This is a genomic window from Leifsonia sp. Leaf336 (assembly GCF_001423695.1).
GTDB lineage: Bacteria > Actinomycetota > Actinomycetes > Actinomycetales > Microbacteriaceae > Leifsonia.
Genome location: NZ_LMOZ01000003.1, coordinates 770139 through 792203, shown reverse-complemented (window position 1 = coordinate 792203; position 22065 = coordinate 770139). Strand labels below are relative to the sequence as shown.

22 protein-coding genes are annotated in these 22065 nt (G+C 70.6%); 7 read left to right on the top strand and 15 right to left on the bottom strand.

What is annotated here, in order from left to right; translation table 11 throughout:
- Positions 1–11: 11 nt before the first annotated feature.
- Positions 12–1397, bottom strand: coding sequence for a dihydrolipoyl dehydrogenase family protein (locus ASF88_RS19205; RefSeq protein WP_055922636.1), 1386 nt, complete (start codon positions 1395–1397; stop codon positions 12–14).
- Positions 1398–1469: 72 nt separating this feature from the next.
- On the opposite strand from ASF88_RS19205, the gene ASF88_RS19200 reads away from it, so the two are divergent.
- Positions 1470–2402 (top strand): cupin domain-containing protein, encoded by a 933-nt coding sequence (locus ASF88_RS19200; RefSeq protein WP_055922633.1) that lies wholly within the window; start codon positions 1470–1472, stop codon positions 2400–2402.
- A gap of 48 nt (positions 2403–2450) precedes the next feature.
- Here ASF88_RS19200 and ASF88_RS19195 read toward each other — a convergent pair whose 3' ends face one another.
- Complete coding sequence (locus ASF88_RS19195; RefSeq protein WP_055922630.1) at positions 2451–3044, bottom strand: mismatch-specific DNA-glycosylase; 594 nt, start codon at positions 3042–3044, stop codon at positions 2451–2453.
- Between the two features lie 83 nt (positions 3045–3127).
- On the opposite strand from ASF88_RS19195, the gene ASF88_RS19190 reads away from it, so the two are divergent.
- Positions 3128–3904: a methyltransferase domain-containing protein gene (locus ASF88_RS19190; protein WP_235493564.1), complete on the top strand. Its 777-nt coding sequence runs from the start codon at positions 3128–3130 to the stop codon at positions 3902–3904.
- Between the two features lie 12 nt (positions 3905–3916).
- On the opposite strand, the gene ASF88_RS19185 is transcribed toward ASF88_RS19190, so the two are convergent.
- Both ASF88_RS19185 and ASF88_RS19180 read right to left on the bottom strand, forming a co-directional pair.
- Complete coding sequence (locus tag ASF88_RS19185) at positions 3917–4819, bottom strand: alpha/beta hydrolase (protein WP_055922627.1); 903 nt, start codon at positions 4817–4819, stop codon at positions 3917–3919.
- A gap of 9 nt (positions 4820–4828) precedes the next feature.
- On the bottom strand, positions 4829–5359 hold the full coding sequence (locus ASF88_RS19180; protein ID WP_055922624.1) for a beta-class carbonic anhydrase: 531 nt from the start codon (positions 5357–5359) through the stop codon (positions 4829–4831).
- Between the two features lie 145 nt (positions 5360–5504).
- On the opposite strand from ASF88_RS19180, the gene ASF88_RS19175 reads away from it, so the two are divergent.
- The gene (locus ASF88_RS19175; RefSeq protein ID WP_055922622.1) at positions 5505–6335 is read left to right on the top strand and encodes an aldo/keto reductase; all 831 of its coding nucleotides are present in this window, start codon (positions 5505–5507) and stop codon (positions 6333–6335) included.
- A 12-nt stretch (positions 6336–6347) separates the two neighbouring features.
- On the opposite strand, the gene ASF88_RS19170 is transcribed toward ASF88_RS19175, so the two are convergent.
- Positions 6348–7355, bottom strand: a complete 1008-nt coding sequence (locus tag ASF88_RS19170; protein ID WP_055922620.1) for an EamA family transporter — start codon at positions 7353–7355, stop codon at positions 6348–6350.
- 86 nt (positions 7356–7441) lie between these two features.
- Here ASF88_RS19170 and ASF88_RS19165 point away from each other — a divergent pair, with 86 nt between their 5' ends.
- From ASF88_RS19165 to ASF88_RS19150, 4 genes are all read left to right on the top strand, one after another.
- On the top strand, positions 7442–7990 hold the full coding sequence (locus ASF88_RS19165) for a CGNR zinc finger domain-containing protein (protein WP_200935329.1): 549 nt from the start codon (positions 7442–7444) through the stop codon (positions 7988–7990).
- Between the two features lie 70 nt (positions 7991–8060).
- Positions 8061–9116, top strand: a complete 1056-nt coding sequence (locus tag ASF88_RS19160) for a LacI family DNA-binding transcriptional regulator (protein WP_055922618.1) — start codon at positions 8061–8063, stop codon at positions 9114–9116.
- Positions 9117–9194: 78 nt separating this feature from the next.
- Positions 9195–9833, top strand: coding sequence for an MEDS domain-containing protein (locus ASF88_RS19155; protein ID WP_055922615.1), 639 nt, complete (start codon positions 9195–9197; stop codon positions 9831–9833).
- Positions 9830–10738, top strand: a complete 909-nt coding sequence (locus tag ASF88_RS19150) for a helix-turn-helix transcriptional regulator (RefSeq protein WP_055922612.1) — start codon at positions 9830–9832, stop codon at positions 10736–10738. The genes ASF88_RS19155 and ASF88_RS19150 overlap by 4 nt, the downstream gene beginning before the upstream one ends.
- A 12-nt stretch (positions 10739–10750) precedes the next feature.
- On the opposite strand, the gene ASF88_RS19145 is transcribed toward ASF88_RS19150, so the two are convergent.
- The 10 genes from ASF88_RS19145 to ASF88_RS19100 all read right to left on the bottom strand — a co-directional run bounded on the left by ASF88_RS19145 (position 10751) and on the right by ASF88_RS19100 (position 22030).
- Complete coding sequence (locus ASF88_RS19145; RefSeq protein ID WP_055922609.1) at positions 10751–11785, bottom strand: redoxin domain-containing protein; 1035 nt, start codon at positions 11783–11785, stop codon at positions 10751–10753.
- Positions 11775–12728: an alpha/beta fold hydrolase gene (locus tag ASF88_RS19140; protein ID WP_055922606.1), complete on the bottom strand. Its 954-nt coding sequence runs from the start codon at positions 12726–12728 to the stop codon at positions 11775–11777. The genes ASF88_RS19145 and ASF88_RS19140 overlap by 11 nt, the downstream gene beginning before the upstream one ends.
- Positions 12725–13945, bottom strand: coding sequence for an epoxide hydrolase family protein (locus ASF88_RS19135; RefSeq protein WP_055922603.1), 1221 nt, complete (start codon positions 13943–13945; stop codon positions 12725–12727). Before ASF88_RS19135 ends, ASF88_RS19140 begins: the two co-directional genes overlap by 4 nt.
- Before the next feature lie 163 nt (positions 13946–14108).
- Complete coding sequence (locus ASF88_RS19130) at positions 14109–14513, bottom strand: hypothetical protein (RefSeq protein ID WP_055922600.1); 405 nt, start codon at positions 14511–14513, stop codon at positions 14109–14111.
- Positions 14514–14569: 56 nt separating this feature from the next.
- Positions 14570–15457, bottom strand: a complete 888-nt coding sequence (locus ASF88_RS19125) for an aldo/keto reductase (protein WP_055922597.1) — start codon at positions 15455–15457, stop codon at positions 14570–14572.
- 98 nt (positions 15458–15555) lie between these two features.
- Positions 15556–16563, bottom strand: a complete 1008-nt coding sequence (locus ASF88_RS19120; RefSeq protein WP_055923112.1) for a LacI family DNA-binding transcriptional regulator — start codon at positions 16561–16563, stop codon at positions 15556–15558.
- Positions 16564–16606: 43 nt separating this feature from the next.
- Positions 16607–17464, bottom strand: a complete 858-nt coding sequence (locus ASF88_RS19115) for a carbohydrate ABC transporter permease (RefSeq protein WP_055922594.1) — start codon at positions 17462–17464, stop codon at positions 16607–16609.
- Positions 17461–18402, bottom strand: a complete 942-nt coding sequence (locus ASF88_RS19110; protein ID WP_235493563.1) for a carbohydrate ABC transporter permease — start codon at positions 18400–18402, stop codon at positions 17461–17463. The genes ASF88_RS19115 and ASF88_RS19110 overlap by 4 nt, the downstream gene beginning before the upstream one ends.
- 116 nt (positions 18403–18518) lie before the next feature.
- The gene (locus tag ASF88_RS19105) at positions 18519–19841 is read right to left on the bottom strand and encodes an ABC transporter substrate-binding protein (RefSeq protein WP_055922590.1); all 1323 of its coding nucleotides are present in this window, start codon (positions 19839–19841) and stop codon (positions 18519–18521) included.
- A gap of 32 nt (positions 19842–19873) precedes the next feature.
- On the bottom strand, positions 19874–22030 hold the full coding sequence (locus ASF88_RS19100) for a glycoside hydrolase family 36 protein (RefSeq protein WP_055922585.1): 2157 nt from the start codon (positions 22028–22030) through the stop codon (positions 19874–19876).
- Positions 22031–22065: the final 35 nt, after the last annotated feature.

Sequence of the window (22065 nt, the reverse complement as noted above, 5' to 3'; positions counted from 1 at the left end):
GCCGCGCCGGATCAGGCGACGATCACGCCCAGCACTTCGTTGAGGGCCTCGGTGCTGCTGGGGTGGGTGTAGATGGCGCTCTTCAGCTCCGTCGCGGTCACCTTCTGGCGCATCGCGAGCGCGACCAGATTGATGATCTCCTGGGCGTCGATGCTGAGTATGGCCGCCCCGAGGATCTGGTCGGTCTCGACATCGAGGATGAACTTCATCACGCCTCGGGTCTCCTCCACCGTGTAGGCGCGGGGCATCGCGACGATGTCCGCGACCAGTTCGCGAGCCACCGTGATCGAGCGGCCTTGTGCGCGCGCCTCCCGCTCGGTGAGGCCGACTGTCGCCAGAGGTGGCGTGATGAACAGGGCGCGCGGCACGGCGACCCGATCGGCGGTCGAGCGCGAGCCGTCCCCGAGGAGCTGGTCGAGCACCACACGCGCGTCGTCGAGCGAGACGTACGTGAACTGCGGGCCGCCGTTGACATCGCCGAGTGCGAAGATGTGCGGCTGGCTGGTGCGCAGGTGCTCGTCGACGACGATGGCGCCGCGATCGGTGACCGCCACGCCCGCTGCGGCGAGGTTCAGCCGCTCGGTGGCGGGTCGGCGGCCTGTCGCCGGCAGGAAGGCGTCCGCGGTGACCGCGTGCTGCTCGCCACCCTTGGTGTAATGGATGGTCGCCTCGCCGGCCGAGTCGGTGACACCGGTGACGACGGCGCCCGTGACGAGGGTGATGCCGTCTCCGGCGAGAATGCCCGTCGCGACCTCCGCGACGTCGTCGTCCTCCTTCGGCAGCAGCCGGTCCGCCGCCTCCAGCACGGTGACCTCCGACCCGAAGTGCCGGTAGATGGAGGCGAACTCCAGGCCGAGGTAGCCGCCCCCGATGATGACGAGGTGCGACGGGAGGGAGCCGGCCTTCGTCAGCTCGGTGCTGCTGACCGCGTACGGGCTGGAGGCCAGGCCCTCGATCGCGGGGACGATCGGCTCCGATCCGGTGTTGATCAGGATCGTCGGCGCGGTGACGGTGATCGTGTCCTGCCCCTCCCCGACGGCGACGGTGTTCGCATCGACGAATCGGGCCGGGCCGGTGATGACTGTGGCGGTGTCCTTGCCGTCGAGCGCCTCGAAGTTGCCGGCGCGGAACGCCGAGGTGAGCGCTCGCACGCCCTCGATCGAGTTGGCGAAGAACTCCTGGGCCTCGTCCTCCAGCCGCTTGGAGTTGGAGTAGTGCACGAGCATCTTGGTCGGCACGCAGCCGACGTTCGGGCACGTGCCTCCGTACATCCCCTCCGACTCCTCCACGAGGATCACTCGCTTGCCCGCGTCGGTGAGCGCGTGCGCCGCGGTCTTGCCGCCCTTGCCGAATCCGATGACGAGAACATCTGCCGTGAGAGCTGTTGTGGTGTCCATGTCTCGAGTCTCCTCAGAGCGGGATGATACAAATAGGTGTTCAGAACTCAGAAATCTGCCCTGGAGTCTCATATGGACGAGATCAGCCGACTTCTTCGCATGGCTCGGCTCGACGCATCGCTCGATCGGCGCTGTCGCCTCGGCGGCTCGACGCGGATGGACGTCGCGTCGGAGGGGCCGCGCGCGGTGCCGTTCCACGTCCTCCTGGAGGGCGAATGCGCACTCGAGGTCGGCGGCGAGCTCTATCCGATGAAGGCCGGCGACGTCGTGGTGATCCCCTCCAACGCCGGGCACCGCATCCTGACATCCGGTGCGGGCGCGGTTCAAGGCACGTCGGAACGCACCGGCGAGTCGATCATCTTCACCGCGAGCGCCGATGGCGGCTCCCCCGTGATCGACCTGTTCTGCGGGCACTTCAGCGTGAGCCCGGGCGCGGGCACGATCCTGTTCGGCTCGTTGCCGACCCCGACCGTCGCATCGCTGTTCGACTCGGAGGCCGGTCGCTCCACCCTCGTTCGGCTGAGCGAATTGATGCGTGCTGAGGCCGAGCGCGACGCCGACGGGTCGGCGGCGATCATGTCGGCGTTCTGCACGGTGCTGATCGCGTTGGTGCTGCGCACGGCCGGCGGCGCGGGCGCGGGCGCCGGGGTGTGGACGGCGGTACCCGACGAGCATGTCAGCGCGGCGATCCGCCGAGTGCTCGCACGACCGGGCGGCGATTGGTCGATAGAGGCGCTCAGCCGGCAGAGCGCGATGTCGCGGGCGACGTTCATCCGGCGCTTCCAGGCAGCGACCGGCATGACGTTCGGCACCTTCCTGACCCGCGCCAGGCTGATGACCGCCGCCGACCTCCTGGTCGGCTCCGACTGGACGGTGTCCGCCGTCGCGGCGCACGTCGGCTACCGCTCCGAGTCGGCCTTCACACGCGCTTTCCGCGCCGCGGTGGGCGAGACTCCCGCACGGTTCCGCAGGGTCGAAGCCGGCCTCGTCCCGGGGGACGCGTGAGGCCGCGGGTCTGGAGTCGGCCAAGCCTGTGTCAGGCCAGAGCCTGCTTCAGCCCCGAGACGGCCGAGTCGACGGAGAGACGTCGATCCCGGCAGCCACGGCGACCTCCCGGTACGCGTCGGCCAGATCTGTCAGGGTCGCGTGCGCGTTGAGGCCGCTCGGATTCGGCACCACCCACACCTGCGACTCGCACCAGTCCTCCGGCTGCCGGCCCACGCGGGCGCCGGGCTCGTCGAACGCGACTCGGTAGGCGCTGATCCCGAGCACCGCCACCACACGCGGGCGGATGGCGGCGACCCGCTCGCGGAGGTCGATCCCGCCCTCCCGCAGCTGCGACGGCGACAGCTCCGCGGCCCGCGCCGTCGCCCCGGGCACGATGCAGGTGATGCCGACGCCGCGGCTCTCGAGCTGCCGCACGTCGGCGGGGTCGAAGCCCTCGGAGGCGTCGATGACGTGGTCGGTGACCCCCGCGAGGTGGAGCGCCTTGTAGAAGCGGTTGCCGCGCCGCGCGAAATGCGCCTGCACGGCGACGGTCAGGAGGCCGGGGTTGATGCCGACGATCAGGAGCCGGGTGGGGTCGGGGAGAAGGTCCGGCAGCGTCCGGCCGGTGAATCCGATCAGCTCCTCGCGGGTGTACCCCATGCGGTCCTCCTGCCTCGGTGTCGTCCGCTCATTCTCCCCTTCGCAGACGCGCGGCGTTCACGGAGCCGCCCTAGGCTGACGGCATGGTGCGATGGGACCCGCAGCGATACCAGGCCTTCGCCGATGAGCGGTCTCGGCCGTTCCACGACCTGGTGTCGCGAGTCGCCGACCTCCAGCCGGCATGCGTCGTCGACCTCGGCTGCGGCACCGGGACGCTCACGGCCACGCTGGCCGAGCGCTGGCCGGAGGCCGAGGTGGTCGGCGTCGACTCGTCGCCCGACATGCTGGCCGCCGCCGCACCGCTCACGGAGCGGCATCCCCGCCTCTCCTTCGTGCTGCAGTCGATCGACGACTGGGAAGCCGACGACGACCTCGACCTGATCGTGAGCAACGCGGCGCTGCAGTGGGTCCCCCGGCATCGCGAGCTGCTGCGCTCCTGGCTGCCGCGGCTGCGGCCGGGCACGCGCATCGCCGTGCAGATCCCCGGCAACGAGGACTCGCCGTCGCAGGTCGTGCTGCGCGACCTCGCCGCTCAGCCCGAGTGGGCCGACGCGCTCGCGGACGCCGGCGCGGCCATCCCCCGGGTCGGGAGCATGCGCGACTACCTCGACATCTTCCTGGAGGCCGGGCACCACGTCGAAGGCTGGGAGACGACCTACCAGCACGTGCTGACCGGGGAGGACGCCGTCCTGAACTGGCTCGAGGGCACCCGCCTGCGCCCCTACCGGCAGCGCCTCGGCGACCGCGCCGACGCCTTCGTCGACGAGCTGCGGCCGCGGCTGCGCGAGGCGTACCCGGGCGTGCACGGCGCGACCGTGTTCGGGTTCCGCCGGCTGTTCTTCGTGGGCACGATCGTCTGACGCAGGCGCGCCTCAGCGCACGTGCTGCCGCAGGAACCGGCCGATCCGCTCGGTCGCCTCCTGGGCCTCCGGAGTGCCGGCGTCGAGCTGGTAGACGTGCGGGAGGCCGTCGCCGACCTCCAGCGACACCGGGACCCCGGCCCGCTCAGCCGCACCGGCCAGACGCTGCGCGTCGCTGAGCAGGAGGTCGGCGGTGCCGACCTGGATGAGCAGGGGCGGAAGCCCTGAAAGGCGCGCGAAGAGCGGGGACGCCAGGGGCGACCGAGGGTCTGCTCCGGCGAGGTAGTCGGATGCCAGTCGTCGCAGCAGGTCGGGCGTCGAGATCGGGTCCTGATCGACGCGCTCGGTCATCGACGCGCCGGAGCTGGTCAGGTCGACGGTCGGCGACATCAGCACGCCCGCGGCGGGCAGCGACCCTCCCTCGTCGCGCTCGGCGACGAGGAGGGAGACGGCCAGCCCGCCGCCGGCCGAGTCGCCGGCGACCGCGAGCGAGCCGGGGTCGATCCGCTGGTCCGCGGTCAGCCAGCCCCAGGCCGCGCGCACATCGTCGAGCGCCGCGGGGTAGGGATGCTCCGGCGCGAGGCGGTATTCGAGGAACAGCACCCGCATCCCGGCCGCCCTGCCGATGCGGGACGCCAGTTCGCCATCGCTGGTCAGCGACCCGAGCTGGAATCCGCCGCCGTGCAGGAACAGCAGGGCACGCGTCCGGTCGGCGCCCGGGGCGTCGAGCCAGTGCGCCGGGACCCCGCCGGCGGTGATCTCGCTCACCCGCACATCGGCGGGGATGGGGTGGAGGGCGTCCGCCGGGACGAACCCTGCACGCGCCTCCTCGAGGGGCTTCGGCGGCGCGCCCGCGTCGTCTCGCTGCCGCTGCCTCAGGGCGGCGAGCACGGCCTCCATCTCAGGGCTCGGCATGGGAGGTTCTCACGCACCGGTCTGCGAGGAGGCGTCGCCCTGCGCGGAGACCTCGGTCAGGCGGCCGGTGTGGACGTCGAAGACGAACCCGCGAACCGGGATATCGGCCGCGATCCACGGGTGCGAACGAGCCTTCAGCATCTGCTCGCGCGTGTTCTGCTCGACGTCCGTGAAGCTGTAGAAGGTCGCCGGCGCGACCGGCTCCGAACCGGTCTCGTCCCGCAGCTTCGCAGCCAGCTCGTCGCCGGAGAACGCGGTCAGCCCGCACTCGTTGTGGTTGATGATCATGATCTCGCGGGTGCCGAGCACCCGGGTCGAGATGATGAGCGAGCGCACCACGTCGTCGTCGACGACCGTCCCGACATTGCGGATCAGGTCGACGTCGGCGTCGGGCAGCCCCATCAGGCGCACGACGGAGGTGAGGCGGGGATCGGCGCAGGTCACCACGGCGATCTTCGGGTGCGGGAGGGCGCCGAGCGCGGGGTCGTACCCGTCGGCGAGAGTGGAGTTGGCGGCCAGCGCGCCATCGATGATGCTCATGCCCAGACGCTAGGCCGCCCGATCGCGCGGCGAATCGCGGGTTGCCGCCAACCTGGAGCGGCGGATTGAGGGGATCCACCCACCGTCGCCGTGTTCGCCGGAGGGGGCTACCATGAGCGCCGCCCCCGACGAAAGGAGCCAGCCCATGCCGGCACTGACCGACACTTTCACGCTCTCGAACGGCGTCACGATCCCGAAGATCGGCTTCGGTACGTGGCAGATCCCCGACGGCCCTGAGACCTACGACTCGGTTCGCGCCGCCCTCGATGCGGGCTACCGGCACATCGACACCGCCCGGGCCTACGGCAACGAGGAGAGCGTCGGGCGCGCGGTGCGCGACAGCGGCATCCCGCGCGAAGAGATCTTCATCACCACCAAGTGCCCGGCCGAAGTGAAGGACGCCGCCGGTGCCCGGCACGCGTTCGAGCGCTCGTCCGCACTGCTCGACCTCGGCCCGATCGACCTCTACCTGATCCACGCGCCGTGGCCCTGGAACGCGATCGGCAGCGACCACCGCGCCGGCAACATCGAGGTCTGGAAGGTCTTCGAGGAGCTCTACGACGCCGACAAGACGCGCTCGATCGGCGTGAGCAACTTCGTCGTCGACGACCTGGAGGACCTCATCGCCGCGACCGACGTCGTTCCGCATGCGAACCAGATCCGCTGGTTCGTGGGGCACACCCAGCCGGACACGACGGCGTACTGCCACGAGCACGACATCCAGGTGGAGGGCTACTCGCCGCTCGCGACCGGACGGCTGATGCGCAACAGAGACGTCGCCGCCATCGCTGAGAAGTACGGCAAGAGCGTCGCCCAGGTGGGAATCCGGTACCTGTTGCAGCACGACATCCTGCCGCTGCCCAAGTCGACGACGCCGAGCCGGATCGTCGAGAACGCCGACGTCGACTTCGAGCTGACCGCGGAGGACATGGCCGCCCTCGACGCCCTGGACGCGGGCGAGAGCGAAGGCCGCTGAGCCGCGCCCTCGTCAGCCGAGGGGCACGTTGTTGTCGCTTTCGAGCCCCGAAAGCGACAACGACGTGCCCTTCGCGGGCTCGGCGGGCTCCGCCGGCGCCGAGAGGGTGGGGGTGGGGGTGGGGTCGGAGCGCACGAACGCGATGCCCGCGAGGATGAGCACGCCGCCGACGAGCTGGAGGGCGCCGAGCGACTCGCCCAGGAGCAGCCACGCGTAGACGGTCGCGGCCACGACCTCCAGCAGCCCGGCGAACGAGCTCAGTCGCGAGCCCAGCAGCCCGGCAGCGGTGATGCCGGCCGCGTACGCGAGCGCGGTCGCAAGCACGCCGACGACCGCGAGCGGCACCCACCACGGCGCCGGGCCGCCGAACAGTTCGACGTCGCGGAAGCTGACCACGAACGGCAGCAGCCCTGTTGCGCTGACCGCGAGCAACGCGACGCCGCCCAGCAGAAGGCCGACCGCGGCGAGCGCGACGGGCGGGAGGCCGTCGGCCGGCCGCGCGGCGATCACGTAGTAGCCGGCGCAGCCGAGCATCGCGGTGACGGCGAGCGCCACCCCGACGGCGTCCAGCCCGTGACCGCCGCCCGGAGCGACGACGAGCAGCAGGCCCGCGATCGCGACGCCCGAGCCGGCGAGCACCATCCAGCGGGGTGCACGACGGGTACGCGCCCAGACCAGCAGCACGAGCACCACCGGCGCGAGGTACTCGATGAGGATGGCCGTGCTCACCGGGATGCGTTCGATGGCCGCGAAGTAGAGGACCTGGGTGCCCGCGACGCCGATCAGCGCCATCCCGAGCAGGCGCCAGCGGCCGCGCCACAGCGTGCCCCAGCGACCGCGCAGCGCCACCGCGGCGAACGGCGCCAGCACGACACCGCCGATCAGCACCCGCGCGCTCACCGCAGCGGCGGGAGACCAGCCGGACTCGAGCAGCGGCTTGATGAAGGCGCCCGACAGGCCGAAGGAGGCCGCGGCGATCACCGCGACGATGAGTCCACGGGTGGTGTGGTTCGTGGCCATGGGAGCCGCCTGTCGAAATCTGGGGATGTCAGGGTCGTCGTGCGTTATGATCCTGACGCTAGTACTCGCCGACGTAAGGAGTCAACTTGCATTTTGCCCCTGACGCGGAAGAGGCCCTCCGGTTCGCGGTCGTGCTCTGCAACACCGTGCCGAGCGCCTCCCGCAGCGGTGACGACGAGCTCGCGACACCCGACCTCCTGGTCGCCCTGCTGCACGAGAACCAGTACTCGGGACGGATCGACGGAGACGAGGAGGAGCTCCGCCAGGTGCACGAGACCCGGGAGCGGCTGCGGCGCGCCTGGACCCTGCCCCGCGACGAGGCCGTCGGCGAGGTCAACGCGATGCTCGCGGACGCGCACGCCTCCCCCTACCTGATGCGTCACGACGGGTTCGACTGGCACCTGCACGCCACCTCGCAGGACGCGCCGCTCGCCGAACGCATCCGTGTCGAGATCGCGCTCGCGCTCGTCGACGTGATCCGCTCGAACGAGAACGACCGCCTGCGCAGCTGCGCGGCCGACGACTGCGACGGCCTCCTGCTCGACCTCTCCCGCAACGGCTCCAAGCGGTTCTGCAGTGTGCGTTGCGGCAACCGGATGAACATGATCGCGTTCCGGAGCCGCCAGGACCTTTGAGTCCCTCCCGGCCGGCGGGATGAGATGATGGCGCCAGATGTCCGGATCAGCCCGAGGAGACCACACCGCCATGACGGGTGACAAACTGCCCACCATGCAGGCGGTCGCGCAAGAGGCTGGAGTCTCGCTGGCGACGGTGTCCAACGTGATGAACCAGCCCTCGCGAGTCACCCCGGCGACGAGGGACAAGGTCCGCGCGGCGATCGAGCGGCTCGGCTACATCCGCAACGCGGCCGCCCGCGACCTCAAGCGCAGCCGCAGCGACGGCATCGGCCTGATCGTGCCCGACATCATCAACCGGCTCTTCGTCGACATCGCCCGGGGCGCCCAGATCACGGCCGGCCGCAAGGGCCTCAGCCTGCTGATGGCCAACGCGGTCTACGCGTTCGAGTCCTTCGAGCCGCTGGTGGTGACCGATCAGCAGGATCCGCTCCTCGACTTCTTCGCCGAGGAGCGCACGAGCGGCATCCTCTACGCCGCGATGAGCGACCCCACCGACGGGATCAACCGCATCCGCGGCCACGTGCGCCCGATCGTCGTCATCAATTACGACCAGCCCGGCGACTGGTGCTCGGTGCTGATGGACAACCGGCAGGCCGGCCGCATCGCCGGCGAGCACATGGCCGAGCTCGGCATCCGGCGCGTGTACTACTTCACACCGCCGGACGCCGCCCAGCCCATCGCCGATCGCCGCTCCGGCATCGAGGAGGCCGCCGCCCGCCTCGGGCTGGACCTCACCGTGATCGTGACCGAGGGCCTGCGCGTCGAGCACGGCCGAACGGCCATGGCCGACCTCCTCGCCGAGATCGTGGACGGCGGGGACGGCCCCGCCGAGCGCTTCGCCTTCGTCGCCCTCACCGACGATCTCGCCATCGGTGCGCTCACCGTGCTCCGCGAGCGCGGCGACCTGCGCATCCCGGAGGACGTCGCCGTGATGGGACTCGACGGCACGCACGACGGCGAGTACACCGACTGGGTAAGCCTCACCTCCATCACCCTCCCTGGCTTCCGCATGGGAGAGGAGGCCATCCGGCTCGTCCTCGACGAAGCAGCCCCCGACCACCACCACGAACGCGTCACGCTCCCGGTCGAGCTGCGGCCGGGCGCGAGCACCGTAGGGCGGTAGGCCCAGACCCTCCGGACTCGTTGTGCGCGGCCGACGCGCTGCGCTAGCCTCTGCCCCGAGTGCGGGATCGAGAGACTCATGGTGGATGACGATCGGGCTTCGGTCGCGCCCGCGACGTTCGCCGGGGGTGCGCTCGACCACTACCGCCATGTCTGCGCCTTCGTGAACGGGCAGGACGTCGACGAATGCGTGCTCGACGCGTTCGTCCGCCAGGGGGTGGAACAGGGCGACCGCCTCCTGTACCTGGTCGACCCGGCGCTGGCCGCCGCGCCGGTCAACCGGCTCCGTCACCTCGGCTTCGACGCGGCGGCGCTGCTCGAGGAGCACCGCTGCGACGTGCGGACCTGGACCGACACCTACCTGCGCAGCGGCCGGTTCGACCAGGCGCGGATGCTCGACCTGCTCGACCGGATGCTCGTCGCACAGCCGTCGCCGCGCATCCGGATGGTCGCCGACATGGGGTGGGCGGTCGGCCGCGACGACGCGGCGGACCACCTCATCGAGTTCGAGGCGCGCGCCAACTTCATCCACGCGCGGCACGAGCACGTGGTGATCTGCTCGTACGACACGTCCCGGTTCGACGGGACCTTCATCCTCGACATCCTGCGCACCCACCCGCTGGTCTACCTCGGCGGGATGCTGCAGGAGAACCCGTTCTTCGTGGATCCCTCGCAATTCCTGGCGGAACGCGCGGAGAGCGGCATCGGTGCAGGATGACCGGGGACCCGCCGCCGGGCGACGGCGTGCCGGGCGACGACCTGCCCGCGGCCGACACGCGTCGCTGGCTGCGCGACCTCAGCGCACTCCTCGCCCTCCCCGCGCTCTGGGTCGACCACGAGCCGCGCGAGATCGCGACCGGCCTGATCAGCGTGCTGTTCGGCGTGCTCCAGCTCGACGGCGCCTACGCGCGGTTCGACGACGGCGACGACGGCGACGCGCTGGAGGTCTGGCGGCCGTCCGGCCCGCGGCCTCCCGACGGACTGCTCGGCCGCGCGGCGCAGCGGAGGGACGCCGGCGCTCTCGAAGGCCGCCCGATCGGCGGGCCGGGCTCGGCGCGCGCGGCCGCCCTCCCGCTCGCGCTGCCCTGGGGGTCGGGAACCGTCGTGGTGTCCGCCCCACGGCCCGATTTCCCCACCACGACCGAGACGCAGCTGCTGCGCGTCGCGGTCGGCCAGGCCGCCATCGCCATCCACACCGCCCGGAGGCTCGCTCGCGAGACCGACGCCCGCCGGGCGGCCGAGCACGCCCTCCACCGCCAGCAGCGGCTGCTCCGCTCGCTGGTCGACGAGGTGGCGCCCGAGCTCGCCGGTGTCGCCCGGCGCCTCCACGACGCGGGGAGGGAGGGCGCGCCGACCGAGGTCGCCTCTCGCGACACGCAGGAGGAGGCGCTCCCGACCACCGCGACCACCGACGGCCTCCCGTCGCCGCCCTCCGCCCTCACCCGGCGGGAGGTCGAAGTGCTGGGCCTCCTCGCGCAAGGTCTGAGCAACAAGGAGATCGCGGGCGTCCTCTGGCTGAGCGACCGCACGGTCGAGCGCCACATCACCTCGCTCTACCGCAAGATCGGCGTGGCGCGACGCAGCGAGGCGACGGCGTTCGCCCTGCGGCACGGGGTGGTGTGATCGGCACACCGGTCACCCGAACGTGAAGCAGTAGGCCTCCGCTCCCGGCGACTCGAATTCGATCTCGAACAGCCGCGTCGCGACGCGGTCGTGCTGACGGATCAGCTGGTAGGTGTTCTGCTCGTCGAGGAGGCCGCGGCCGTCCGCGTCGACGTCGGTTCCGTGATCGTCGCCGGGCGGCCTCCCGTCGAGCAAGACCCGGAAGGGCACCGCGGCTCCGCCCGACGCCGGTCCCATGACGAGGTTGACGTCGCGCGCGCGGAATGCGAACGCGATGCGCCCTCCCGGCTCGTCCAGCTGGGCGAAGTCGCGCGTCTGGGTCCAGCGGCCGACGAGGTCCCACTCGTTGAGGCTCAGCCCTCCGCCGCCGGGATAGTCGTGCGACTGGTCGTACAGCCCGTCGATCTCCGAGACGAACCCGCTGCTCTGCGCGTACCCCAGGTACGTCTCCGGCGAGCGCAGCGTCGCCCAGTCCGCAGCGACCTCCAGCCCCTCCGGCTGAGGCGACACGAGCTCGCCGTCCACTCCGGTCGCACCCGCATCGTGGAGGAGCTGCTGCACGACCATCTCGGTCATCGCGTACTCGCCCTCTCCGTAGTGGTGGTAGCGCAGCCTCCCGCTCGCGTCGGCGATGTAGACGGCGGGCCAGTACTGGTTGGCGAAGTCGCTCCAGACGCCGTACTCGCTGTCGACGGCGACGGGATACTCGATTCCGAGCGCGTGCACACGGTCGGTCACCGTCGGGAGGTCGTGCTCGAACCCGAACTCCGGCGTGTGGACGCCGACGATCGTCAACCCCGCGCTCGCGTACTTCGCGTGCCATGCCCGCAGGTACGGCGCGGTGCGGAGCCAGTTGACGCAGGTGAACGTCCAGAAGTCGACCAGCACGACCCGGCCGCGCAGGCCGTCCGGCGTCAGCGGCGGCGAGTTGAGCCAGGCGCTGGCGCGCGTGAACGGGGCGAGGGCGCCCTCGTCGGGCAGCCGGTCCTCCGACCGGTGGTGCAGGATCGACCGCAACGGGCGACGGGTCGCCTCCTCATCGGCCATTGTGCACCGCCCTCCCCGCGCTCTCGCCGGCCCGGCGGGCCATCGCGTCCACGTCGACGATCGCATCGGCGAACGCGCGCGGCGCCTCCTGCGGGAGGTCGTGCCCGATCCCTCCGGCGACCTCGCGGTGCTCGTACGGCCCGGTGAACCGGTCGCGGTAGGCCTCGGCCGGGGGATGCGGTGCGCCGTTGGCGTCGCCCTCCAGCGTGATCGTCGGCACCGCGATGGTCGGGCGGGCGGCGAGCCGCTGCTCGAGGTCGGCGTGCGCGGCCTCCCCGTCGGCCAGGCCGAGTCGCCACCGGTAGTTGTGGATGACGATGTCGACGTGGTCGGGGTTGGCGAACGATGCGGCGGTGCGCGGGAACGTCGCCTCGTCGAACTGCCACTGCGGGGAGGCGGTGTGCCAGATCAGCCGCGCGAACTCGTCGCGGTTGCGGTCGTAGCCCAGCCTCCCGCGCTCGGTGGCGAAGTAGAACTGGTACCACCACGAGAGCTCGGCGGCGGGAGGCAGCGGCTGGGCGTTCGCCTCCTGGCTGCCGATCAGGTACCCGCTGACGGCGACCTGTCCGCGGCAGCGCTCGGGCCAGAGGGCGGCGAGGACGTTCGCCGTGCGGGCTCCCCAGTCGAATCCGCCGACGACGACATCGCCGATGCCGAGGGCGTCGAGGAACGCCACCGCGTCCGTCGCGAAGACCGCCTGCTCCCCGTTCCGCACGGCGTCGTCCGAGCGGAACCGGGTGCCGCCGTATCCGCGGAGGTTCGGCACGAGCACGCGGTAGCCGTCGGCCGCGAGCATCCCGGCGGCCTCGTCGAAGCTGTGGAGGTCGTACGGCCAGCCGTGCAGCAGCAGCACGGCCGGCCCGTCGCGAGGCCCGACGTCCGCGTACTCGACGTCGAGCTCGCCCGCCGTCACGTGCGCGAGGCCTCCCGTCGCGTCGCTCATCGCAGCGACCGGAACGCCGCCCGGACCTCCTCCGAGAACAGCTCGGGCTGCTCCCAGGCCGCGAAGTGGCCACCCTTCTCTAAGCGGTTGAAGTGGATGAGCTGCGGGTACGCCCGCGTGGCCCAGCTGCGCGGGGCGGCGTAGATCTCGTCCGGGAAGACGCTCACCCCGGTCGGCACCGGCACGCCCTTCGGCGCGAAGAACGCCAGCTTGCTCTCCCAGTAGAGGCGCGCGGACGACACCGCCGTGTTGGTCAGCCAGTACAGCGTCGCGTTGTCGAGCACGTCGTCGCGGGTCAGCCCCTCGGTGCCGCCGGCGAAGACGCGGGCGATCAGGTCGTAGCTGCGGGCGTCGTGGTCGAGCATCCACGCGGCGAGCCCGACCGGCGAGTCGGCGAGGGCGTAGAGCGTCTGCGGGCGCCCTCCCATCTCCTGCGCGTAGGCCAGGCCGTGCGCGTAGAAGAATGCCAGCTGGTCCCAGGCGTACCGCTCCTCGGCGTCGAGGTCGGCTGGCGGGTCCTCGTGGGCGTCGAGCGCGGCCTGGATCTCGTCGGGCACGGTCGCCGGCATGTTGGTGTGGATGCCGATCAGGCCGTCGGGCTTCAGCAGCGCGAGCTGCTCGGTGACGGCGTTGCCCCAGTCGCCGCCCTGCGCGACGTAGCGGTCGTAGCCGAGGCGCCGCATCAGCTCGGCCCAGGCGCGCGCGATCCGGATCGGGTCCCAGCCCGGCTTATCCGGCTTGGCCGAGAACCCGTGGCCGGGCAGCGACGGGATGACCAGGTCGAACGCGTCTTCGGCGCTCGCGCCGTACATGGTCGGGTCGGTCAGCGGGCCGACGATCTTCAACTGCTCGATGACGGAGCCGGGCCAGCCGTGCGTGACGATCATCGGCAGGGCGCCTTCGTGCCGCGACTTCACGTGGATGAAGTGGATGTCGAGACCGTCGATCTCGGTGACGAACTGAGGGAGGCTGTTGAGCCGGGCCTCCACCCCGCGCCAGTCGTGATGGTCGCGCCAGTACTCGAGCAGGTCGTTCACGACCTGCAGGCGCACGCCCTGCGACGTGTCGTCGACGGTCTCCCGCTCGGGCAGGCGCGTTTCGCGGAGCCGTCGCTTCAGATCGTCGAGATCGGCCTGGGGCACGTCCACGCGGAACGGTCGGATGGCGGTCGGGTCGTCGCTCTGGTCGGTGCCGGAGTGCGGTGCGGCGATGGACATGTCTGATCTCCTTCTGGGTCCTCCGGCGCACGGGGGTGCGCCGCCGCGAGACACATTCCTCCTGGCGGCGACCGACCGGCTATACGGGACACCCCTCAACCTGAGGCGCGTGCGACCGCGAGGTGCGGAGAACCACTCAATTCGGTCGCCGGGGCCGCGGAGCTCAGAAGAACTCGCCGTCCTCCTCGGCGTCGGTGGACCACTGACTGGTGCCCGCCGCATAGCCGTAGGGGAACAGCGCGATCGCCACCGGGGAGGCCATGATGTGCGCGGCGATGACCGGCAGCAGCGGCCCGAGGATCCGGGTGAGCTCGCCGGGCCGGGAGGCGTCCAGGTCGGTCGCCACACGGGCGAGCGTCTCCGGCCGGTCGTCGACGGGCCGGTCGGCCTCGTCGGCGATCTCGGCGGAGAGCCGGCCGCGCAGATCGGAGCGCTGCTCGTCGGTCAACGCGGCGAACGCCTCCGCGTGCACGCGGTAGAGCTGATCGGGCTGGCCTGTCGCGAGCACGTACTCATAGCGGTCGATCGCCGCCTGGTCGTCGCCGGATCCGCGGTGCTTCCTGAACACGAGACCCGAGTGTAGACGCGGGCGCGCGCGGTGGGGAGCGTCAAGATCGTGTGGCCTCACGCCTCCGGGATCACCATCGCGAAGCGCTCGGGCCGGGGCACGTCGGGGTCGGGGCCGTTGCGCACGCCGGTGTCGAGGGCATCGATGCGGGCCAGGTCGGCGTCGCTGAGCTCGAAGTCGAAGACGTCGAAGTTCTCGGCGATGCGACCGGGATTCACCGACTTCGGGATGGCCGACCGGCCCTGCTGGAGGTGCCAGCGCAGCATGATCTGGGCCGGCGACTTGCCGTGCGCGGCGGCGAGCTCGGCGAGCACCGGGTCCTCCATGACGTTGCGGCGCTGCTCGCCCCAGCCGGGGTAGAAGGTGATCCCGCCGATCGGCGACCACGCCTGAGTGACGATGCCCGCTGCCGCGTCGGCGGCCTGCACCTCCGGCTGCGCGAAGTACGGGTGGAGCTCCACCTGGTTCACCGCCGGCACGACGCTCGTCTCGGCGAGCAGGCGCTCGAGGTGCTGCGGCATGAAGTTGCTGACGCCGATCGCGCGCACCTTGCCGTCGGCGAGGAGGGACTCCAGAGCCTTGTACGCCGCTATCGTCTTCTCGAAACGGTCGGGAGCGGGCTGGTGGAGGATGAGGAGGTCCAACTGCTCGATCCCGAGCTTTCCGGTGGCCTTCTCCCACGCGTGCAGGGTCTCGTCGTACCCGTAGTCCGACACCCACACCTTGGTCTCGACGAACACCTCCGACCGGTGGAGGCCGGAGCGGCGGATGCCCTCGCCGACCTCCCGCTCGTTGCCGTAGGCCGCCGCGGTGTCGATGTGCCGGTAGCCCGTCGCGAGCGCGGCCTCCACGGCGGCGGTGGTCTCCTCCGGCGGGCTCTGGAAGACGCCGAGCCCGAGCGCGGGCATCGTGACGCCGTTGTTGAGAGTGAGTTCGATGGTCATGGGTCCACGCTAGACGCGGACCGCTGCGCGAGGGAGGCCGTGCCAGTGCCTCCCACGGCCGTGGCCCGCAAAGTGCGGGAGTTCCGGAAGCGCAGCGCTCAGCGCGCGGGCGGGGGTGCGGTGCTCTCGCGGATGACGACGGTCGGGCGCTCCGAGGAGAACTTGCGCACCTTGCCACCGCTGATGACGGTCTCGAGCAGCTCGTACGCGCGCGAGCCGAGGCCCGCGAAGTCCTGGTCGACCGTCGTGAGCGGCGGCGTCCACATCCGGGCGAGCGGGTGGTCGTCGAACCCGACGACGCTCACGTCGGCCGGCACCGACTTTCCGCCTTCGGTCAGCCCCCGGATGACGCCCATCGCGATCTCGTCGTTGCCGCAGAACACGGCGGTCACCGACGGGTCCGCGGCGAGCGCGAGCCCGATCTCGCGGCCCGACTCCGGCTCCCACGAGGCGTCCACCGGAGCGGGGACGGGCGCACCCGCGGCGACGAGCGCGCGGCGCCAGCCGGTCGTGCGGCCATCTTCCTTGCGCGAGGGCGGCACCCGCACGTGCTGCACCGTCTCGTGCCCGAGCCCGAGCAGGTAGCCGACGACCTCTTCGGCGGCGTCCGCTTCGGCGAGCACCGCCTGTGGCACCCCGGTCTCGCGCACTCCCGAGATCGACACCGTGGGGATGGACTTGGGGATGCTGTGCAGCGCGGCCACACCTGGAGGGTCGAACTTCAGCACCACGACACCGGCGATCGGCTGGTCGAGCACGAGCGAGACCGCGCGCGCGACCGTGTCGTCGTCTGCCGACTCGACGACGGTGATCGACACCGTGTAGCCGGCGGCGCGCGCGCTCTCCTCGACCCCGCGGATCGTCTCCGCGTAGCCGTAGCGGGAGGTGTTGCCGGCGATCACGGCGATGAGCTTCGGCTGACGGGCGACGAGCGCGCGGGCCGCCGCAGAGGGCCGGAAGTCGAGCTCCTCGATGGCCTGCATCACCTTCGCGCGCTTCTCCTCCGACACGTACGCGGCACCGTTGAGGACGCGCGACACGGTCGGCACCGACACCCCGGCCCGGCGCGCGACATCGCTGATCACGGGCGGTTTCGGGGCGTTCATCGTCCTCAGCATAGCGAGGCCCCTCCCCCAGCCCCCGGCGCGGTCACTTGACGGCGCCGCTGGTGATGCCCGAGATGATCTTGCGCTGCATCACCGTGAACGTGACCAGCAGCGGGAGGCTCATCAGGATGATGTAGGCGAAGATCAGGTGCCAGTTCTGCAGGTACAGCCCGGAGCTCGCCACCTGGTACAAATTGAGCGGAAGGGTGTCGAGCCGGCCTCCCACCACGAACAGCGCGTAGAAGACGTCGTTCCAGATGTAGAGGCAGATCAGGATGGTCGCCGTCGCGAGCGTCGGGCCGAGCAACGGCAGGATCACCCGGAAGAAGATCTTCACCGGTCCGGCGCCGTCGACGCGGGCGGCCTCCTCGAGCTCGACCGGGATGGTGCGCACGAAACCGGTGACGAAGAAGATCACCGTGGACAGGTACATGCCCATGTAGACACCGATCATGCCGAGCGGGGTGCCGGCGAGACCGATCTGGCGCAGCAGCAGCACGATCGTGACCACGGCGGGCGGGAGGACGATGCCGCTGATCCCGAGCGCATAGACGAACGCGATCGGCTTGCTGCGGCGCCGGCCGAGGATCCAGGAGGCCATCGCGCCGAGAAGCAGTACGCCGAACACCGAGGGCACCATGATCAGGAGACTGCCGAAGAATGCGACCACCATGCGGCCCTGGTCGAGCACGGTCGCGAAGTTCTCGAGCAGGTGCCAGGTGGTCGGCAGGGCCAGGCTCGGGTTGAGCGCCTCGGCCTGGTCCTTGCCCGCGGTGACGACGACGAGCCAGAACGGCACGCCGAGCAGCAGCACGACTAGCAGGATGGCGACGATCGGCTGGATGACGCGCACCGGCGTGAGACGGCGGCGGATGCGACGCGACGAGCTGAGGACGCTCACAGCACGTTCTCCCTTCTGCGCAGGAAGTAGATGACGGGGAAGGCGAGGATCGTCACCATCAGGAACAGGCTGAGGCTCATCGTGGTCGCCTGCGCGAACAGCCCCTGCCCGAAGGTGCGGAAGATGAAGATGTTGAGCAGCTCGGTCGTGCCGCCAGGGCCTCCCGCGGTGGTGGCCTGAACGATGTCGAAGCCGTTCATCGAGCCGAGCAGGGCCGTGGCCACGTTGAAGGTGACCGCCGGGGCGAGCAGCGGGAAGCGGATCGTGCGGAACGTCGTCCACCAGCCTGCGCCGTCGAGCCGCGCGGCCTCCAGGATGTCCTCATTGATCGTCTTGAGGCCGGCGAGGTAGATGAGCATCGAGAGTCCCATCCATTTCCAGGCGTGGATGAGGGCGACGACGACGATGGTCCAGGTCGTGCTGCCGAGCCACGCGATGGTCACGTGCTGCCCGGTGACAGACGACAGGATCTGGTTGAGGCCGCCCTCGGGCTTCAGCAGCGCCTGGAAGATGTAGCCCACGGCGAGCGCGGACATCACGACCGGCACGAAGAACGCAACGCGGGCGAAACGGTTGATGCGGGTGTCGCGCTCCAGCACCAACGCGAGGATGAGCCCGAACAGGTTCTGGAAGATCGCGACCAGGACGGCGTAGATCAGCGTGATCCGCAGGTCGTTCAGAAGGCTGCCGTTGCCGAACAGCGCAGCGAAGTTGTCCACGCCGACGAACGAGATGCTGCTGTGGAAGCTCGACCAGTTCGTGAAGGCGTAGACGAAGTTGAAGATCGTCGGGACGAAGAAGAACACGACGAGCACGATCAGGGCGGGCACCAGGAACCACGCGGGGTGGTCCTGCCGCCTCCTGCGGCTGCGCCGCGGCGCTGCCGCGGTTCGCGGCGGCGCCGCGGCCGGGGCCTGGCGGGTGAGCTGAGCGGTCATCGGGGTGCGTTGCCTTTCGTGGTTTGCATTCCGGCGGCGGGCGGGGGAGGCTGCCTGCCGTGGAGCCGGGGCGGCGGTTCAGCACCGCCCCGGCTCCCGGGTGCCGGGGTGTCGGGCTAGAAGCCCTTCACCCCCTGCGCCTTCGCGAGCTGGGCGAACTGGTCCTGGGTGGTTTGCGCCACCTGGACCGGCGTCTTGGTGCCCTGGATCATGTCCGCGAGGTTGAGATACAGGTCGGGGTTCGCCACGGCCAGCGCCTGCATCGAGCCGACCGACCCGTCGAGCGACTTGGCGACGTCCTGGAGCGCCGTCGGGACGTCGCTCGGGGTGTCGACGCCCTTGATGAGCGACACGGTGGACTGCGCCTTCACGAAGTCGGCGTAGCCATCGCCGAGCCAGTAGCTGAGGAACTGGCGCGCTGCAGCCTCTCGCTTGCTGTCACCGGTCTTGAAGGCGACGAGGGCGTTGGACTGGTCGGGGATGAAGGTGCCGACGTTGCCCTTGGGCGAGATCGGGAAGAAGCCGATCTTCTTGTTCAGCTCGTCGGTGTTGGAGGTCGCCTGCAGCTCCCCAAAGAACGAGTTGACCTGCATGACCATGGCGGCCTTGCCGTCGAGCAGCGCCTTGCCCTGGTCGACGAACGTCGCCGTCTTGATGTCGGAGTTGAACAGCCCCTGCTGGATCAGCGTCTGGTAGTTGTCGATCGCGCCCTGGATGGTCGGGTCGGTGAACTTCTCCTCGTTCTTGTTCACCTTGTCCCAGAGGCCGTCCTTGGCGGCGTCGGCGAGCTGCGCCTGCACCCACCACTGGGTGGCCCACTTGTCGCCGCCCATCTCGTAGAACGGGTCGACGCCCTTGGCTTTGAGAGCCTGCGCGTCGGCGATGAACTCGTCCCAATTCTTCGGGGTGGAGGTGATGCCGTTGGCGGAGAGGACGTCCTTGTTGTAGTAGACGCCGATGACGGCCGGAGTGGTGACGAGGGCCGCGTAGCGGGTGCCGTCGAGGATGCCGGTCATGTCACCGAGGTTGCCCGTGTAGTTCTTCACCCAGGGCGCGCCCTCGAGCGACTGCAGGTTCTGCTTGGCGTTCAGAGCGGTGAGCTCGGACGCGGTCGGCTGCCAGAACGCAAGGTCGGGCTTGTCACCGGTCGCGACCTTGGTCTGGATGCCCTGCTCATAGGGGTCGGGGATCGTGACGACCTTCACCGTGGCACCGGTCGCCTTCTCGAATCCCGAGATGACGCTGTCGGCGGTCTTGTTGGAGTTCTGGGCGGCCCAGATGGTCAGGGTGACGCCGTCGAGCTTCGTGTCCTGCGCCGGCCACGAGGCGGCTCCGGTGTCGGAGCCTCCCGAGCCGGGGTCGCTGCATCCGGTGAGGACCAGCGCCGCTGCGGCCGCGATGGCCGCGACAGTCGCGGCTCCCTTCCAAGCGATCTTCATTGAACTGCTCTCCTTGATATGTCGTAGCGAGGTTAACGCCACGGGGTTCGAGTTGCGGAATGTGCTGCGGTCGCAAGCTGCCCTCCGCTGGAGGGGCCGGCGGCCTGGAGGCGGAGGACGCGCGCGCCTGCTTCATCGGCAGGGCCGGCGACACGCAGCCGTCCGTTTTCCGCGTCCCAGTGGGTGGACCACTCGGGTAGCGAACGCGGAAAGATCGTCGTGACCGTGAGGTCGGCGCCGGCGAAGCGGCGCAGGTCGAGTTCGACCGCACCCGCGGAGGGGTCGCGGTTCCACACGGTGAGGAGGGCGCCGCCGTCGACGGCGAGGCCGAGCGCGGTCCAGGGCGCCTCCCAGGTCGGTACGCCGAGAGGCCAGAACGGTGCGGACACGGCGAGCTCGCCGCGCAGGCTTTTGGCCACGGTGACCGCCTCGGCGACCAATGCCAGCCTCGGCTCGTCCATCCGACCCAGGTGCCCCGATACGTAATAGCGGCCGAGCAGGCCGGTGGCGAGGCAGAAGGCCGCCTCCTCCTCGGTCATCTCGGGCTGCGGGTACGCCCAGCTCGCGGCCTGCTCCGGAAGGATGGATGCCGGCGCCGCGGCGGCGATGGGCGGGTACTTGAGGAAGTCCTGCTGGTCGGAGGTCGACTGCATCTGGAGGCGCGACAGCATCGCGTAGTCGGCGCGCATCCCGCCCGAACCGCAGTTCTCGAGCACGAGGTCGGGGTGGCGATCGAGCACGCCCTCCAGCCACTCGAGGTGGGCGCGGTTGTGCGCGAGGAGGCCCGCGCCGACGCTGTCGGCGTCGCGATCCGTGCCGGGACCCGGGTTGATGTTGTAGTCGAGCTTGAAGAAGCCGACACTGTAGTCGCGCACGAGGCGGTCGACGACCTCGTCGAGATGAGCTCGCGCCGCCGGGTGGCGCAGGTCGAGGTGGTAGCGGTGGTGCTCCACGACGCGCTTGCCGCCGCGCTGAAGGAACGCGGCAGCGGGCAGCCGTTCGGCCATCGGGCTGTTGACGCCGATGACCTCGGGCTCCAGCCACAGGCCGGGCACCATCCCGGCTGAGCGGATGCGGTCGATGACCTCTACGAGTCCGCCCGGGAAACGCGTGGTGCTGGGCAGCCACTCGCCGACGGTGTCCCACCAGTCCCCGCTGTCGTCGTACCAGCCTGCGTCGATGCAGAAGATCTCGGCACCGACCGCGGCGGCGGCGTCGATGAGCGGCAGGAGCTTCTCGGTGGTCGGGTCGCCGTTGAGAGTGTTCATGTAGTCGTTGAAGACCACCGGCATCGCCGCGTTGTCCGGGTGCGGGCGGCGCGCTCTGCGACGGTAGGCGGTCAGTTGGGCGATCGCCGCCGTGAAGTCGGGGGCGAGTGCGAGGGCGACCGGGACGGTCTCGAACGCGTCGCCCGGGTGGAGGGTCTGCGTCCACTGGTGGTCTGTGTCCGTCGGGCCCGAGAGTGCGACGTAGCCGCTGGCGGTGTCCTCGCCGATCTCCCAGCGCCACGCGCCGTTGTGCTCCACCTGCCAGGCCCAGGCGGCACCGAGCCGGGCCGAGCCGACGGCCGCGACGGGGAGGTGCTTGCCGGTCGACCAGGTACCGGTCGAGATCACGCTGAACTCGCCCCGCGGGTTGTGGTTGGTCAGGTGCTGCTCGAGGCGCGGGAACCGGACGCCGTTGAGCGGCTCGGTGATCCAGCGACCCTCACCCAGCCAGTCGCTGAGCGCGTGGTGCACATCCCAGTCGCGGATGCTGCTGGAGGCGTCGCCGCCGAGATACAGTGCGAGCGAGGGGATGGAGCGGAGCACGAGGTCGCTGTCGCCGCGGTTCGCGACCGTGACGGAGGAGCGGAGCACCGCGAGGCCGTCGGGGAGCTGCAGGAGCAGCTCGATCGCGAGACCGGTGCCCGCGTGGTGCAAGCGGATCCTGAGCTCGCGACCTGCGTCAGTCGTCCGGTCCTCGTGCGCGACGTAACGGGACTCGTGGCCGATCACGGTGTGCACGAGGCGGTCGTTGGCGAGCGAGTGGCCGTGGCACACGGTGAGCACATCCACCAGCGGGAGGCCGGCTGGCATCTCGAGTCGCACTCCCCCGGCGGTGACCGCTGCGATGCGCGGGGCGGAGTCGGCCGACCATTCGAGTTCGACGGTCAGGGTGCCGTTGCCCCAGCTCAGGCGGTCGGTCATCGGGTTCCTCTTCTTCGCGGATGCGGTGATGCGGC

Bases quoted from the DNA above. Each gene is read 5' to 3' on its own strand.
- ASF88_RS19205 (WP_055922636.1), bottom strand. From the start codon at position 1,397: ATGGACACCACAACAGCTCTCACGGCAGATGTTCTCGTCATCGGATTC.
- ASF88_RS19200 (WP_055922633.1), top strand. From the start codon at position 1,470: ATGGACGAGATCAGCCGACTTCTTCGCATGGCTCGGCTCGACGCATCG.
- ASF88_RS19195 (WP_055922630.1), bottom strand. From the start codon at position 3,044: ATGGGGTACACCCGCGAGGAGCTGATCGGATTCACCGGCCGGACGCTG.
- ASF88_RS19190 (WP_235493564.1), top strand. From the start codon at position 3,128: ATGGTGCGATGGGACCCGCAGCGATACCAGGCCTTCGCCGATGAGCGG.
- ASF88_RS19185 (WP_055922627.1), bottom strand. From the start codon at position 4,819: ATGCCGAGCCCTGAGATGGAGGCCGTGCTCGCCGCCCTGAGGCAGCGG.
- ASF88_RS19180 (WP_055922624.1), bottom strand. From the start codon at position 5,359: ATGAGCATCATCGATGGCGCGCTGGCCGCCAACTCCACTCTCGCCGAC.
- ASF88_RS19175 (WP_055922622.1), top strand. From the start codon at position 5,505: ATGCCGGCACTGACCGACACTTTCACGCTCTCGAACGGCGTCACGATC.
- ASF88_RS19170 (WP_055922620.1), bottom strand. From the start codon at position 7,355: ATGGCCACGAACCACACCACCCGTGGACTCATCGTCGCGGTGATCGCC.
- ASF88_RS19160 (WP_055922618.1), top strand. From the start codon at position 8,061: ATGACGGGTGACAAACTGCCCACCATGCAGGCGGTCGCGCAAGAGGCT.
- ASF88_RS19155 (WP_055922615.1), top strand. From the start codon at position 9,195: ATGGTGGATGACGATCGGGCTTCGGTCGCGCCCGCGACGTTCGCCGGG.
- ASF88_RS19150 (WP_055922612.1), top strand. From the start codon at position 9,830: ATGACCGGGGACCCGCCGCCGGGCGACGGCGTGCCGGGCGACGACCTG.
- ASF88_RS19145 (WP_055922609.1), bottom strand. From the start codon at position 11,785: ATGGCCGATGAGGAGGCGACCCGTCGCCCGTTGCGGTCGATCCTGCAC.
- ASF88_RS19140 (WP_055922606.1), bottom strand. From the start codon at position 12,728: ATGAGCGACGCGACGGGAGGCCTCGCGCACGTGACGGCGGGCGAGCTC.
- ASF88_RS19135 (WP_055922603.1), bottom strand. From the start codon at position 13,945: ATGTCCATCGCCGCACCGCACTCCGGCACCGACCAGAGCGACGACCCG.
- ASF88_RS19125 (WP_055922597.1), bottom strand. From the start codon at position 15,457: ATGACCATCGAACTCACTCTCAACAACGGCGTCACGATGCCCGCGCTC.
- ASF88_RS19120 (WP_055923112.1), bottom strand. From the start codon at position 16,563: ATGAACGCCCCGAAACCGCCCGTGATCAGCGATGTCGCGCGCCGGGCC.
- ASF88_RS19110 (WP_235493563.1), bottom strand. From the start codon at position 18,402: ATGACCGCTCAGCTCACCCGCCAGGCCCCGGCCGCGGCGCCGCCGCGA.
- ASF88_RS19105 (WP_055922590.1), bottom strand. From the start codon at position 19,841: ATGAAGATCGCTTGGAAGGGAGCCGCGACTGTCGCGGCCATCGCGGCC.
- ASF88_RS19100 (WP_055922585.1), bottom strand. From the start codon at position 22,030: ATGACCGACCGCCTGAGCTGGGGCAACGGCACCCTGACCGTCGAACTC.